The sequence below is a fragment of the Rheinheimera sp. genome (genome assembly GCF_037442345.1).
Classification (GTDB): Bacteria; Pseudomonadota; Gammaproteobacteria; order Enterobacterales; family Alteromonadaceae; genus Pararheinheimera.
In genome coordinates this window covers 54835-68020 of sequence record NZ_JBBIQL010000012.1, presented here as the reverse complement: position 1 = coordinate 68020, position 13186 = coordinate 54835, and the positions used below count along the sequence as shown (strand labels likewise).

Sequence of the window (13186 nt, the reverse complement as noted above, 5' to 3'; positions counted from 1 at the left end):
TTCCGGTGAATCTTGCCATGATGCGCGAAAAGTCCCGCCACTGACAAGAAGGACCCCGCATGTACGATCCCTTGCACGACCCACATCCAGGCATTGGTTTGTCCTACCCGGACAGCTACTGGGCCAGCCACTCCGGGCAGGCTCCTGCCGATCAGGGCCCACTGACACAGGACACGGACACCGAAGTGGCGATTATCGGCGCCGGTTATACCGGCCTGTCCTGTGCTTACCACCTGGCGGCAGAGCATGGTATTCAGCCCCTGGTGCTGGAAGCCAACCGCACGGCCTGGGGCTGCAGTGGCCGCAACGCAGGTTTTGTGCTGAAGTCGTCCGGCCGCAAGCCTTATTCCGTGATGAAACAACAGTATGGCCCCGATGTCATGCAGGCCATTTACCGCGAGTTTTGTGAAGGGCTGGACACAGTCAAAGGCTTGATCGCCAGCGGCATCGATTGCGATCAGCAGGAGATGGGTTACCTGCGCATGGCGCATAAACCCGCCATGATTAAAACCCTGCAGGCGCAGGCCGCGCTGATGCAGCGTGAGTTTAACTATCAGGTGGAATTTATCGGACGGGACCAGCTGCATCAGCACTATGTGGCCGATCAGCAGGCTTACGCCGCCTTGCGCTTTTATGATGGTTTTGGCCTGAATCCACTCAAGCTGGCCTGGGGCTATCAGCGATTGGCCATGCAGTATGGCGCAACGATCCACAGCGCCAGCCCGGTACTGGACTGGCGGACCGAACACGGCAAACAACTGCTGATCACACCACAAGGCCGGGTCCGGGCTGACCGGGTGGTGATAGCCAGCAACGGCTACACACCCAAAGCCTTACACCCTGGTGTGCAGGCGCGGTCTTTACCTGTGTTGTCCCAAATTATTGTCACAGAACCCTTAACTCTGGAGCAACTGGCCGCCTGTAACCTGCTGACCAGCCAGGTGGTCATGGACACCAGGGCACTGAAGTATTACTACCGTAAGCTGCCGGATAACCGCATTCTGTTTGGCGGCCGCGGCGCTATTACCGGCCAGGGCGCTGAAGACCCTTATTTTGCCAACCGTCTGCTCGCCGTGCTGAAGCAGAGTTTCCCGGCACTGCAGACGCTGCGTTATGATTACAGCTGGTCTGGCTGGATTTGTATGGCGCTGGATGATATTCCGCATCTGGCCGCTGCCGATGACAGCGGTAAAGTACTGTACAGCATGGGGTATTGTGGGGCTGGCCTGACCTTTTCTGCTCAGGCCGGCAAACGGCTGGCCCAGCGTATTGCCGGAGTGCAGTTGCCTGCGATCCCGCTGTACCAGCAACCCTTACCCCGCTTCCCGCTGCCAGCCTTGCGTCGTCTGGGGCAATGGGGCTATTTTCAGTATGGCCGTATCAAGGATCAGTGGTTTTAAAGTTTGGGTAAACCAGCTAGACTGGCGCCCTTTTTTCACCGGGGCGTCCGGTCCGGAGGTTATGATGAGTTCGAGCAAAGCACTGAAAAAGAAAATCGCCAAACGGGCCAAACAGAAGAAAAACATTCAGGTGAAAAACTCAATCCGACTGAAACAAAAAGCTCAGTCTGAGCAGGACAACAGCCCTCAGCCTGAAGTGGCTGACGCATCGTCTTCAGAAAACAGCTGATTCCGCTGGCCAAAATACTTCAGTTGCAACTCTTGATAGTCCGCAGATTTCACCACATCCGCCAAGGCCCTGTCGAACCTGGCGCGCAAGGCGTCATTGCGAAACGCGGCATGGTACAAAGCGGGCGCAAACAGTCTGGCGAAGTCCAGTTCGTCCGGCGACCGGCCATGCAGTTTCAGGTAGTAGTTCAGAATATTGCTATCTGCAATTACCAGGTCACAACGACTCATCAGTAACATCTGCACCTGTTGGCTCTGATTGGCCAGTTCCTGGTAACTCTCTACCGCATTGACGCTGGTTTCAAATTCTTTGCCCAATAAACGCCGTGCATTGTGAAAAGCCACCACTGTGTAGGGCTGAATATCCATCATACGACGAATTTGAATGGAGCGGATCTTCAGGCTTGCCACCACATTCTGATACTGAATGTAAGGCGTGGAATAAAACAACGGCTGGCTGGGGTCGACTTTTTGCAAGGTGGCTATATCGGCTTTGCCTTCCAGCAGCAGGTCACGCAGCCTGGCATTGGGAACATGCAAAAATTGCGCTTCGCTTCCCATTTTTTTTAACACCAGCCGTATCAAATCCAGCTCAAATCCGGATTGATCCGACAGGTTAATGTATGGCGGTTTATCCAGCCCCACCAACACTGTCAGGCTGGTTTTCGCCAAAGCGGACGAGGACATCAGCAGGGTCAGAACGAACAGGAGCATTTTCATGCGTGGTACTTCTCCTCTGGGCAGGGACAACGCCAGCACCTTCTGTTAAAAGATAGGCATGTTTTCTGTCATTCGCACGGAGTTTGTCATGCAACACCAGGTTATTCATCAATCTCAGCAACAGCGTTTTGTCATTCAGCTCAGCCAGACTCAGGCCTGTCTGTTCTATCGGCTCGACACCGCCAGGCATGAAATAAATTTTTACTCCACCTTTGTGCCTGAAGAAGCCCGGGGCCTGGGTCTGGCCCGGCGGCTGACTGAAGCCGCTTTGGCCTTTGCACGGCAACAGCAGCTGCAGATCAAAGCCGATTGCTGGTATGTGCAAAAGTTTCTGAACTGATTCAGCGGGCATAAAGTTAAGGCCAGTTATCTTGATGATGTCAGCACAGGCTGAATTGAATCGGATACGAGGTGAATCATGAACAAGTCTTTAATCGCAGGTGTCGTGGTAGGGGGTATTGCCGTCACAGCTCTGGGTTCTATCGCTGGCTACAGCTATCTGGATAAAGAACCACAATTTGCCGAAGTGGTGGCCAGCAAAGCCCTGTATCAGTCCGTCTCTGTACCGGCCGAACAATGCACAGACCAGGTAGTGCAGCAACGCCGCCCGGTGCAGGATCAGAATCAGATTGCCGGTACTGTGATTGGTGCAGTGGTCGGTGGTGTACTGGGTAATCAGGTGGGTGGAGGCTCGGGTAAAAAAATTGCCACAGTGGCCGGTGCAGCCGCCGGTGGTTATGCCGGTAAGCAAGTACAGACAGACATGCAGAACAAGGATGTAGAAACCAGCACCCGCCGTGTCTGCAAAACAGTGCAGAAAACTGAAAAACAGCTGATTGGCTACGATGTCACCTACATTATGGATGGCAAAGTCCACAAAACCCGGCTGGATCAAGAGCCCGCTGAGCGGGTGCCCGTGGTTGACGGCAAGCCTGACTTTAACAGCAGCCTGAGCGCGAAAAGCTAACCCCAGGCAGTCAGTCCTCAAGCACAAGCCTGTTGGGCGTCAGGAAAAGCCCAACAGGCATTGATAAGACCATCAGCACCAGGCCGGCAGCGATCCCCTGACCGTCATTCGTCGCCTTCGAACCGCTGCCTCATAGCCGGCATGGGTTTCAGCCCTTGGGGTAACTCAAATAAAGCCGGGTCCTGAGCCCCCAGTTTCAGGTCTGTCAGTTTCATTCTGATTCTGGATTCATGGCTCCCTTCTTTGCTGACAAAGTGCATTTGCAACGGGATCTGCTCTGCAGTGAACCAGATAAAACCACCGACGGATTTATCCGGCAACAGGATACGGTATTTGATGGTATTGATACCGTCCAGGTGTTCTGAGCCCATCAGCTCGATACTGACATCCTCGGGCATTTCGCCACGCATCTGGCTGGCCTGATGGGCGGCAATTTCTGAGTAGCTTTCAAACACCGGCATCAAATGCCAGAACTTGCCCAGGTCGGGCCGTAAAATCATCACCCTCTGCATGCCTTCCACATTCATTTCAATACGTTCTTTACCAAAGGAGTGATACAACTGCTGCTGCAAGACCCCACCTGAATATTCAATCTGACGCACGGCGCTGTATTCGGCCTGGGCCACCGGCAGGCCATGTGCCTCTGCAGCCGGGAGCAGCAGGCTTACAGCCATCACGAATAATTTCCACATCATTTGTTCCTGTCGCTTGTCCGCAAGCCCAGCTGTACACCCTGGTCGCAGGCCTGCTGTCGATTTGGTTAAATTCCGCTCAAAAAGCAGAAAGCGGCACTGTACCGGGGAACGCCTGACACAGTTGTGAAAGAATGTAGGCAGTAAAAGCAACAGCCATCAGAGGTGTATTCAGTTGAATTTCAGCTAAGATCCTTTAAGTTAGAATGAGTTAGCTTATTGATTCCCGCACTGAGGTGCAGTCTGGAGCCATGAACTGGCCGGGCAGAACCACATCAGCTGCCGCACCTGAAATAGTTTGTCACGGCCCAGGCCAACTTTTTACAAGGATCTCCGATGACCCAATCTTCTGTTGCTGTTGGTTTGAAAATCAGTCTGGTGGTCTTCGGGATACTGACCCTGCTGCTGTTGTATCTGGACTGGCAGCTGATCATTCCTGGCTGGCTCAAGTACCTGCTGCTGGGTCTGAACCTGGTCACATTGTTGGCCTACTGGCGCGATAAAAAGGCGGCAGAGCAGCAAAGCTGGCGGACTCAGGAAAGCAGCCTGTTGTTGCTCGGCTTGTTGGGGGGCTGGCCTGCCGCCTTAGTGGCACAGCACTGGTTCCGGCATAAAAACAAAAAACTGAGTTTCCAAATTCTTTTTTATCTGACCATCACGCTCAATGGCGGCCTGTTTTATGCGGTCTGGCTGCACAGCCCTTTGCAGCCATAAGCAGAAAAACTGCGGCAACTTTGCTGGTCGCCCCGGGCAAAGCACGTTAAATTAGTCCCTTACACTATTTTCAGATGCTGTTGAGGAACTTATGCGCTTGTCTGCTTTACCTTTTTCCTTGGTACTTACACTGATATCCGGCCAGAGCCTGGCCAGTGATCTGGCAACCAAAGCACAACAACTGGCGCAGCAGAAGCTGATTATCGATACCCACATTGATGTGCCTTACCGTTTGCATGAGGACTGGGAAGATGTGACCCAGGCCACGAAACGCGGCGAATTTGACTACCCGCGCGCCAAAGCCGGTGGTCTGAATGCGCCTTTTATGTCCATTTATATCCCCTCGTCTTATGAAAAAAACGGCGGTGGTTACCAGTTTGCCAACCAGCTGATTGATGGCATGGAAGCGCTGGTGGCCCGGGCACCGGATAAGTTTGCCATGGCTTACCACAGCAACGATCTGGCCGAACAATTCACACAAGGCAAAATCTCGCTGGCATTGGGCATGGAGAATGGCACCCCCATTGAAGGTAAGCTGGAAAACCTGCAGCACTTTTACGACAGAGGCATTCGCTACATCACCCTGACGCACTCGGAAAGCAACCATATAGCCGATTCCAGCTACGACCTGCGCCGGCAGTGGAAAGGTTTAAGTCCCTTTGGCAAAAAGCTGGTGACCGCAATGAACAACACCGGCGTGATGATTGATATTTCCCATGTGTCCGACGCCGCGTTTTACCAGGTGGTGGAGCTCAGCAAAGCACCGGTCATTGCCTCGCATTCCTCACTTCGGGCCTTTGTGCCGGGTTTTGAGCGGAATATGGACGATAAAATGATCAAAGCGCTGGCGAAAAACGGTGGCGTTATTCAAATCAACTTCGGTTCCGCTTTTATTGTGCAGGCCGCCAATCAATGGGGTTTACAGCGGGACGCCGCCTTTAAAGCCTCGGGCCAGACCGACAAAGATGCCTTTACCGCCGAGTATAAAAAACAACAGCCCTACCCTTTCGCCAGCCTGGAAAAGGTGCTGGACCACATTGATTATGTCGTCAAACTGGTCGGCATCGACTACGTGGGTATAGGCTCAGATTTTGACGGCGTCGGTGATTCACTGCCGGAACAGCTGAAAGATGTGTCGATGTACCCCAACCTGATCAAAGGTTTGCTGGAACGGGGTTATTCAGAGCAGGATATTGAAAAAGTGTTGTCTGGTAACCTGTTGCGGGTGTGGCGTGCTGTTGAAGACTACGCCGCCAAACATTAACCTCATCACAGTGGAGGCCTGAGTATGTGGTCCTGGCTGAATCAACTTTTTACCCATCCGGCCAATTCCGAACTGCTGCTTGGGTCTTATGATCCCTGGTTAGTGCTGTTGTCTGTGGCCATCGCCGTGTTTGCTTCTGCGATGGCGCTGCAGGTGACAGCCCAGGCCACCGAAGTGAAACGCAAAGGGCTGCGCCGTCTGATGCTGGCCAGTGGCAGCCTGAGCCTGGGTTGTGGCGTCTGGTCTATGCACTTTATCGGTATGCTGGCTTTTGCCTTATGCACACCGGTCAGCTACACACCTGGCCTGACAGCACTGTCGATGTTGCCCAGTATTGCCGCGTCCTGGGTGGCGCTGAATCTGATCAGCCAGAAAAAAATCAGCCTGCTACAACTGGCCACAGGCGGGCTCTTAGTGGGTGCCGGTATTGGCACCATGCATTACAGTGGTATGGCGGCGATGCAGCTCTCTGCCGCTCTGCGTTATGACCTGTCAATCTTTGCTTTATCTATTCTGGTCGCCGTGGTACTGGCCATGCTGGCGCTGTGGATCCGTTTTGGACTGAAGCGGCTGCAGCTGCAGCCAACCAGCCTGACGCTGCTCGCCGCCACAGTGATGGGCGCCGCTATTGCCGGTATGCACTACACCGGCATGGCCGCCGCACGTTTTGTGCCACCACCGGGTTTTGTGCCACAAACAGAACGTGGTGAAACCCCGCTGGTACTGGCGGCCGGCATTACCGTGCTGACGCTGGTCATAACGATGCTGGTCGTGATTGTGACCATGTTATTGCGTTATCGCGAAGCCAGCGCGCAGGCCAAAGCCAGCGAAAGCCGGCTCCGCTCCATGATGGAAACTGCGGTGGATGGTATTGTCACCATCGACAGCAACGGCATCATTCAGAGTGTCAACAAAGCAGCAGAACGTATTTTCGGCTGGAGTTCCGCAGAAATGCTGGGACGCAATGTCACCATGCTGACTCCGGACCCGATTAAATCCGAACATGACGGTTACCTGCAAAACTACCTGCACACCGGCAAAGCCAGCATTATTGGCCAGGGCCGGGATGTGATGGCCTGCCACAAAGATGGCCGGTCACTGCCTGTGCGACTGGCCATAGGTCACGCCAGGCTGCCAGAACAGGACTTATTTGTCGCTTTTATTACCGACATCAGCTCCCGGCTGCAGATGGAGCAGGCGCTGAAAGAAAACGAAGAAAAATTCCGATCTTTAATCAGCAATATTCCTGGCGCTGCGTACCGCTGTCTGTACAACGAACATTGGGACATGTTGTTTATCAGTGACGCCATTGAAGGGATTTGCGGCTACCCGGCCACTGATTTTATGCTGCCCCATCAGGTACGGCGCTGGACCTCACTGATCCATCCGGATGATTTAGCCGTAGTGCAACAGATGGAGATGTATCAGAACAGTTTTCAGCTGGAATACCGCATTCTGCACCGCGATGGCTCAGTGCGCTGGCTGTTGGAACAAGGCCAGGCCATTGTGGACCCGCAGGACAACATTCTCTGGCTGGACGGCTTTTTGATGGATATCACTCAGCGTAAGCAGATGGAAGTTGAACTGCTCAAGGCGAAAAACCAGGCCGAAGACGCAGCCGCGGCCCGCGCTTCTTTTCTCGCCAATATGAGCCATGAAATCCGCACCCCAATGAATGCCATTATTGGTTTCAGTGACCTGTTGCTGAGTTCCCAGCTGCAGCCCGAGCAGCGCAAGCATCTGTCGACCATTCATGGCTCCGCCCATTCACTGTTGCATCTGCTCAATGACGTACTGGACAGTGCCAAGCTGGAAAAAGGCAAACTGGAGCTGGAAATCGACAATTTCTCCTTACCTGCCTTGCTCGATTCAGTGGTGTCTACCTTATGGCTGCAGGCCCGAAAAAAACAGCTGGCGCTGGAGCTGAAGCTGGCCCCCGAACTGGGGGAGTTTTACCTGGGAGCGCCTGATCGGCTGCGGCAGATACTGACCAACCTGATTGGCAATGCCATTAAATTTACCGAAAAGGGGCAGGTGACAGTGCTGGCAGGTCTGACGGCCGATCAGCAAGTGCAATTCCGCATTACGGATACCGGCATTGGCATCGCCGCCCACAGGTTGCCTTTTATTTTCGATGCCTTTACCCAGGCCGACGCGTCGATGAGCCGGCGTTTTGGCGGTACCGGCCTTGGCACCACCATCAGCAAGCAACTGGTGGAGCTGATGGGTGGGCAAATTCGGGTGGAAAGTACCGAAGGGGTCGGCAGTTGCTTTGAATTCACGCTGCCGCTGCAACCGGGCCAGTATCAGCCACAACCTGTTCAGGGCCAGGCCATAAAATTACCTGCGCTGAAGGTGCTGATTGCCGACGATATTCCGCAGAATCTGGAACTGTTGCAGCTGTTACTGCAACGCGCCGGTCATGCCGTGATCTGTGCCCGCGATGGTCTGGAAGCCGTCGCGCTGTATCAGCAACACCAGCCTCAGCTGGTTCTGATGGATATTCAGATGCCCCATCTGGACGGTTTGGGAGCCTGCCGGCAGATCCGTCAGCTGGAAGCGCAACTGGGGCTCAAAACAGTCCCTGTCATTGCGCTTACCGCCAGTGTGCTGGATGAGGATAAACAAGCCGCCCGTGAAGCCGGTATGCAGGGCTTTGCCACCAAACCTGTGGATTTTGTCGCCCTGAGCCGGGAAATAGCCGCCGTGCTTGGCCTCGACCTGCCGGAAACAGCCGACGAACCTGAGGATGTGCAACCAGAGCAATTGATCAATCTGAACAAAGCGCTGCAGCTGTGGGGGCATCAGGACAGCTACCTGTTTAACCTGCGCCAGTTTCTGCAGCAAGTGCCAGACCAGCTGGAACTGATGCTCAGTGCGTATCAGCAAAACAACCTGACCGAAGTACAACACAAAGCCCATGCGCTCAAAGGGGTCAGTGGCAATCTGGCGCTGGAAGCCTTCAGCCGGATTGGCGCCGAACTGGAGCAGGCGGCCCGGCAGCTGCAACCTGAGCGCTGTTTGCAGCTGATCGGCAGACTGCAAAGTGGCTGGCCCCGCCTGGAGAAAGCCGCTGCAGCGCTGCAGGTACAACAACGTCAGCAAACCGCCACCGAACCTGTTGCTCTGGCGCAGTTAGAGCAGTTATTGCAGCAATTGGCGACGGGACTGGCCAAACACCAGCTCGACAGCCAGTTGGTGCAGCAATTAAGCCAGGTGCAATGCCCCTGGCAGCAGGAAATCCGCCACATTCTGGAGCTGGCAGATGATTTTGAATTTCAGGCCGCTTTAGCACAACTGGACCAGCTAAAGCCGCAGCTTAATCAGGAAAATCACTGATGAACCAGGCCAAAATTTTGCTGGTCGACGACGAAGCCACCAACCTCAAAGTGCTGCGTAATGTGCTGCAGGATCAGTACCAGCTGATGTTCGCCAAACAGGGGGATGAAGCGCTGCAGCTGGCGGCTGAACACAAACCGGATTTAATACTGCTGGATGTGATGATGCCGGGCAAAACCGGCTTTGAAGTGTGTGCGCAGCTGAAGCAAAACCCCGAGCTCTGTGCTATTCCAGTCATTTTTGTCACAGCGCTGAAAGAAGAGCTGGACGAAACCAAAGGCTTTGAATTGGGTGCCGTGGATTACATCACCAAACCAATCAGTCCGGCCGTGGTGCGGGCCAGAGTAAAAACCCATTTGTCGCTGGTACAGGCTGAAGAGCTGAAACAAACCCGCCTGCAGGTGATTCAACGATTGGGACGCGCCGCTGAATACAAAGACAACGAAACAGGTCTGCATGTTTTGCGTATGAGCCATTATGCCCATGTACTGGCTTTGGCCTATGGCCTGGATGCCCAGCAGGCGGAAAACTTACTGCATGCCGCCCCTATGCACGACATAGGCAAAATAGGTATTCCGGATCATATTCTGCTGAAACCCGGCAAACTGACCACAGAAGAATTTGCCGAAATGAAGCGGCATCCGCTGATCGGGGCTGAAATTATCGGCCATTGTGACTCGGCCCTGCTGCAAATGGCCAAACAAGTCGCCTTATACCACCATGAAAAGTGGGATGGCACCGGCTACCCATACGGACTGAAAGCAGACCAAATACCACTGGAAGCCCGTATTGTGGCCGTAGCGGATGTGTTTGACGCCCTGACCAGCCCCCGGCCCTATAAACCGGCCTGGTCTTTGCAGCAGACCATGGACTATATGCAGCAACAAAAGGGCCTGCATTTTGAACCTGTGTTGATAGAGCTGCTGGAACAAAAACTGCCGGACATTCTCGCTATTCAGCAGAAATGGGCGGAAAAAGAAGTCTCTTCACAGTAAAGATATTGCGAATTCAGCCGTGGCTTAGCAAGATGAACTAAACACGGCCCACACCTGAGAAACGGACTGAACTGATGAAGCCTTTTTACCTCTGCTTTTTCCTGCTGCTGTTATCCGGCTGCAGCACCACCTATTACCAGGAACGTCTGCAGCAGCCGATGCCACTGCCGGAAGGTGAATGGACCATGACCCGGCTGCATCCCAATGATCTGGACCTGGTCACCGAAATGCGCTGGCAGGATAAAAACAGTCAGGACCTGGTGCAAAGCTTCGTATTTGAGCAACAACCCAATGTGAATTTGCAGGAAACCAAACGTATTGATGACGAGCAGGGCCAGCTGAACTGCGATTTATTGTTCGACAGCCAGATCCTGAGCCAGACCCAACAGCAGGGTTACCCGCAGCTGACCTGGGTATCGGAGTGCAAAAGTAAAACCGGTCAATACTCCAAGGTGTTACACAAAGCCATAGCAGGTAAAGAGTCGCTGTACGTGTTTAACCGTATCTGGCGCACCCAGCCGTTACAAACCGAATGGGATCTCTGGCTGGCGTACAGCAACCGCATTTATGTCTGCGACCAGCGCGTGGCAACGGGCTGTCAGTGAGCGGCTGCCGGTCTGCTGGCAGGAAAATCGGCTAACGCGTCTTTGTTCAGATAATACAGCATCCTGGCTGGCTCATTCTGCGCTTCATTCAGCATGGCAAATGCCGCTTCTTCAATCAGGCTGAGCCCTGTCAGCAAGTTCCAGTTGGCAATTTGCTCCTGATGCTGCCACAGCAACTGGCCACTCTTGAGCGATACCAGACGATACTCTGCAGCCACAGTGCCCGATTGATAGACGATACTGCTGTCTCTGTGCCATTTATTGATATGCACAGTCATCGTCGCATCAGCGTCTTGCGGATCATCCTGTTCCAACACCGTCACTCCCAATTCCTTTTCTAACTGGGCGGGCAGGATACTGTAACCTGCCGACACCAGCTCAGGCGGAATACCTGAGTCAGCATCCACCACCAATCGCAGTGTCGTGGGGTACTCCTCAGTCAAACGTTGCTGAAACAGCTGCTGCTCTGGTGACAGAGCACAACCAGACAACAGCATCGCGAGCGCAATACAGACGGATTTCATCCTTGATCCTTACACTAAAATACATGGTGCATTGAGTATCGACTGCGGCTGATGAACCAAAAATGAACCATAAAAAGAGGCAGCCAGGCTGCCTGAAAGGAGAGACCTGAGCTAACGCTGCTCAAGCAAAAGGATCAGAGTATCCAGCTGGTGCTGGCAGTTCTGTAACTGAGGTTGTTGTTGCTGCATCAGCATCTGGGCAATTTGCAGCGACGCCAGCACTATGCTTTGTTCCTGCGATAAATGCCCGTTGCCTTTACGCACAGTGCCGACCTGCTCATTCAGCAGACGGGCGGCTTCCTGCAAATAGGATTGCTCGTGCACCCGGCAACGCAGACGGTACTCACGGCCACAGATCAACAGCTTTTGTTCGATAAGCGCAGCAGACATAAGTTACCTGGCAGAGCTGCCAAACAGCTGCAGTAATTGCTGTAAATGCGCCTGCACCTGCTGCTGTTGCTCTTCGTTTTCCAAGGTTTTCAGCTCCAGCGCTTCCAACTGAGTCCTGGTGTCATCCACCTGCTGTTTCAATTGCTGGTTTTCGCTGATTAACCCCTGAATAAGCTGATGCAAATGCTGAAACTGTGAATCGAACATAGGATTTCCTCTGAATCATGCGACCTGGATGGTCAGGAACTGACGGCTGAATGCCTGCCGACTTTAGCGGGTGCAATTGAACTCAGGCTGAACAGCGGAGGCTCCTCGCCACTAAAAAAGCCCGCCAGGACTGGCGGGCAAAAGAGTAGTTCTACTCCAGGGTTCAGAAACTAACCAGTTTGGCATCATCCCCGTTCTGCTCTGTGTTCAGCAAATCATAAGCGGCGAAGGCCGGTAATTGCTGCTGCAGACGGGTTTCCACCTGGTTCAGCGCCTGCAGGTTCTGGCATAAGGCGTCGCCTTGTTGCTCCAGTGCAGAGGCTTTTAATTCAACGCTTTGTTCAATCTGTTCGCCAACTAATTCCATCCGTTCACCAAAGGAATTCATTCGCTGCTCGAAGTCACCGTCACCGGACATCATCGCCAGCCCCATTTGCCACAGCACTGAGCCCATAGACTCCTGCACCGCATCTTCGATGGCCTGCTCAAACTCCGGACCAAAGGCTTCATCCAGCTGTTGCATCTGGCTGCCGCGAATCTCAATGCTCTGGCCGTCCCGCACAATCAGCTCGTCCGTGGTCAGCTCTACCTTCTGCAGCGCGCTTTGCAAGCCATCGAACTCCGCCAGGTCTTTGCCAGTCAGCTCTGTCATCGCCTGACCCACAGCGCTCACCGCCAGTTTCATAGCGTCACCAACCAGAACCACTGTTTTTTCCGTCTGGTCGCGTAAACCAGCCTGGTACTGCAGCAGCAATTCACGTTGCTCGGCATTGATCTGCTGGGTTTTGCCATTCAGCCACAGGTTGCCCTGTGCGTCGATTTGCCATAAGGATTGGCCCCGCTCAGACAACTCCACCAGAGCCGGCGTTATACGCAAATCCTGCTTCAGTTGCAGGTTGCACTGTGAAGATTCAGCCGCCACTGTGGCGCTTAACAACAACATGGAACTGGCAATCAGAGTTTTCATAAGAGTTCGTCCTTTCAGTGGGTGATGCCAAAGAATTTGCAAAGCCAATGCCAATACATAACTATTTGTTTTAAATCAATTTAAGCAAAAACCCATCGCAAAACCCTGTTTTTCAGTTAGTCAAATTGACTAAAAAATAGTGGTAATTTGTCTGGTTGTGGTACTACTGAACTT

General features: G+C 53.4%; 15 protein-coding genes. 9 read left to right on the top strand and 6 right to left on the bottom strand.

Features of this window, described 5'->3' with window-relative positions; genetic code table 11:
• Positions 1 to 59 precede the first annotated feature (59 nt).
• Positions 60 to 1400, top strand: coding sequence for an FAD-binding oxidoreductase (locus WKJ04_RS09015; RefSeq protein ID WP_337880127.1), 1341 nt, complete (start codon positions 60 to 62; stop codon positions 1398 to 1400).
• A gap of 64 nt (positions 1401 to 1464) precedes the next feature.
• Positions 1465 to 1629 carry a hypothetical protein gene (locus WKJ04_RS09010; RefSeq protein WP_337880126.1) on the top strand — a complete coding sequence of 55 codons (165 nt, stop codon included), beginning with the start codon at positions 1465 to 1467 and terminating at the stop codon, positions 1627 to 1629.
• Here WKJ04_RS09010 and WKJ04_RS09005 read toward each other — a convergent pair.
• Entirely contained in the window at positions 1587 to 2348 is a 762-nt protein-coding gene (locus tag WKJ04_RS09005; protein ID WP_337880125.1) for a transporter substrate-binding domain-containing protein, read from the bottom strand. The genes WKJ04_RS09010 and WKJ04_RS09005 overlap by 43 nt on opposite strands.
• An 88-nt stretch (positions 2349 to 2436) precedes the next feature.
• On the opposite strand from WKJ04_RS09005, the gene WKJ04_RS09000 reads away from it, so the two are divergent.
• Both WKJ04_RS09000 and WKJ04_RS08995 read left to right on the top strand, forming a co-directional pair.
• Positions 2437 to 2688 (top strand): GNAT family N-acetyltransferase, encoded by a 252-nt coding sequence (locus WKJ04_RS09000; protein ID WP_337880124.1) that lies wholly within the window; start codon positions 2437 to 2439, stop codon positions 2686 to 2688.
• Between the two features lie 78 nt (positions 2689 to 2766).
• On the top strand, positions 2767 to 3315 hold the full coding sequence (locus WKJ04_RS08995) for a glycine zipper 2TM domain-containing protein (protein ID WP_337880123.1): 549 nt from the start codon (positions 2767 to 2769) through the stop codon (positions 3313 to 3315).
• Between the two features lie 104 nt (positions 3316 to 3419).
• On the opposite strand, the gene WKJ04_RS08990 is transcribed toward WKJ04_RS08995, so the two are convergent.
• Positions 3420 to 4007 carry a hypothetical protein gene (locus tag WKJ04_RS08990; RefSeq protein WP_337880122.1) on the bottom strand — a complete coding sequence of 196 codons (588 nt, stop codon included), beginning with the start codon at positions 4005 to 4007 and terminating at the stop codon, positions 3420 to 3422.
• A 336-nt stretch (positions 4008 to 4343) separates the two neighbouring features.
• Here WKJ04_RS08990 and WKJ04_RS08985 point away from each other — a divergent pair, with 336 nt between their 5' ends.
• The 5 genes from WKJ04_RS08985 (at position 4344) to WKJ04_RS08965 (ending at position 10924) form a co-directional block, all read left to right on the top strand.
• Positions 4344 to 4721: a DUF1294 domain-containing protein gene (locus tag WKJ04_RS08985; protein WP_337880121.1), complete on the top strand. Its 378-nt coding sequence runs from the start codon at positions 4344 to 4346 to the stop codon at positions 4719 to 4721.
• 91 nt (positions 4722 to 4812) lie between these two features.
• A complete protein-coding gene (locus WKJ04_RS08980; RefSeq protein ID WP_337880120.1) occupies positions 4813 to 5985 on the top strand; it encodes a dipeptidase in 1173 nt (390 codons plus the stop codon).
• A 24-nt stretch (positions 5986 to 6009) separates the two neighbouring features.
• Complete coding sequence (locus WKJ04_RS08975) at positions 6010 to 9324, top strand: MHYT domain-containing protein (RefSeq protein ID WP_337880119.1); 3315 nt, start codon at positions 6010 to 6012, stop codon at positions 9322 to 9324.
• On the top strand, positions 9324 to 10319 hold the full coding sequence (locus WKJ04_RS08970) for an HD domain-containing phosphohydrolase (protein ID WP_337880118.1): 996 nt from the start codon (positions 9324 to 9326) through the stop codon (positions 10317 to 10319). Before WKJ04_RS08975 ends, WKJ04_RS08970 begins: the two co-directional genes overlap by 1 nt.
• Before the next feature lie 74 nt (positions 10320 to 10393).
• Positions 10394 to 10924 (top strand): hypothetical protein, encoded by a 531-nt coding sequence (locus WKJ04_RS08965; protein WP_337880117.1) that lies wholly within the window; start codon positions 10394 to 10396, stop codon positions 10922 to 10924.
• Here WKJ04_RS08965 and WKJ04_RS08960 read toward each other — a convergent pair.
• The 4 genes from WKJ04_RS08960 to WKJ04_RS08945 form a co-directional block, all read right to left on the bottom strand.
• Positions 10918 to 11448, bottom strand: a complete 531-nt coding sequence (locus WKJ04_RS08960) for a GNA1162 family protein (RefSeq protein WP_337880116.1) — start codon at positions 11446 to 11448, stop codon at positions 10918 to 10920. The genes WKJ04_RS08965 and WKJ04_RS08960 overlap by 7 nt on opposite strands.
• A gap of 111 nt (positions 11449 to 11559) precedes the next feature.
• Entirely contained in the window at positions 11560 to 11838 is a 279-nt protein-coding gene (locus tag WKJ04_RS08955) for a cell division protein ZapA (protein WP_337880115.1), read from the bottom strand.
• Positions 11839 to 11841: 3 nt separating this feature from the next.
• The gene (locus WKJ04_RS08950; protein WP_337880114.1) at positions 11842 to 12045 is read right to left on the bottom strand and encodes a hypothetical protein; all 204 of its coding nucleotides are present in this window, start codon (positions 12043 to 12045) and stop codon (positions 11842 to 11844) included.
• A 163-nt stretch (positions 12046 to 12208) separates the two neighbouring features.
• Complete coding sequence (locus WKJ04_RS08945) at positions 12209 to 13012, bottom strand: DUF2884 family protein (RefSeq protein WP_337880113.1); 804 nt, start codon at positions 13010 to 13012, stop codon at positions 12209 to 12211.
• Between the last annotated feature and the right edge of the window lie 174 nt (positions 13013 to 13186).

Excerpts from the sequence above, each read along its gene's own strand:
- WKJ04_RS08970 (WP_337880118.1), top strand. The coding sequence starts at position 9,324 with ATGAACCAGGCCAAAATTTTGCTGGTCGACGACGAAGCCACCAACCTC.
- WKJ04_RS08985 (WP_337880121.1), top strand. The coding sequence starts at position 4,344 with ATGACCCAATCTTCTGTTGCTGTTGGTTTGAAAATCAGTCTGGTGGTC.
- WKJ04_RS08980 (WP_337880120.1), top strand. The coding sequence starts at position 4,813 with ATGCGCTTGTCTGCTTTACCTTTTTCCTTGGTACTTACACTGATATCC.
- WKJ04_RS08945 (WP_337880113.1), bottom strand. The coding sequence starts at position 13,012 with ATGAAAACTCTGATTGCCAGTTCCATGTTGTTGTTAAGCGCCACAGTG.
- WKJ04_RS09010 (WP_337880126.1), top strand. The coding sequence starts at position 1,465 with ATGAGTTCGAGCAAAGCACTGAAAAAGAAAATCGCCAAACGGGCCAAA.
- WKJ04_RS08990 (WP_337880122.1), bottom strand. The coding sequence starts at position 4,007 with ATGTGGAAATTATTCGTGATGGCTGTAAGCCTGCTGCTCCCGGCTGCA.
- WKJ04_RS08950 (WP_337880114.1), bottom strand. The coding sequence starts at position 12,045 with ATGTTCGATTCACAGTTTCAGCATTTGCATCAGCTTATTCAGGGGTTA.
- WKJ04_RS08995 (WP_337880123.1), top strand. The coding sequence starts at position 2,767 with ATGAACAAGTCTTTAATCGCAGGTGTCGTGGTAGGGGGTATTGCCGTC.
- WKJ04_RS08960 (WP_337880116.1), bottom strand. The coding sequence starts at position 11,448 with ATGAAATCCGTCTGTATTGCGCTCGCGATGCTGTTGTCTGGTTGTGCT.
- WKJ04_RS08965 (WP_337880117.1), top strand. The coding sequence starts at position 10,394 with ATGAAGCCTTTTTACCTCTGCTTTTTCCTGCTGCTGTTATCCGGCTGC.
- WKJ04_RS09005 (WP_337880125.1), bottom strand. The coding sequence starts at position 2,348 with ATGAAAATGCTCCTGTTCGTTCTGACCCTGCTGATGTCCTCGTCCGCT.
- WKJ04_RS09000 (WP_337880124.1), top strand. The coding sequence starts at position 2,437 with ATGCAACACCAGGTTATTCATCAATCTCAGCAACAGCGTTTTGTCATT.
- WKJ04_RS08975 (WP_337880119.1), top strand. The coding sequence starts at position 6,010 with ATGTGGTCCTGGCTGAATCAACTTTTTACCCATCCGGCCAATTCCGAA.
- WKJ04_RS08955 (WP_337880115.1), bottom strand. The coding sequence starts at position 11,838 with ATGTCTGCTGCGCTTATCGAACAAAAGCTGTTGATCTGTGGCCGTGAG.
- WKJ04_RS09015 (WP_337880127.1), top strand. The coding sequence starts at position 60 with ATGTACGATCCCTTGCACGACCCACATCCAGGCATTGGTTTGTCCTAC.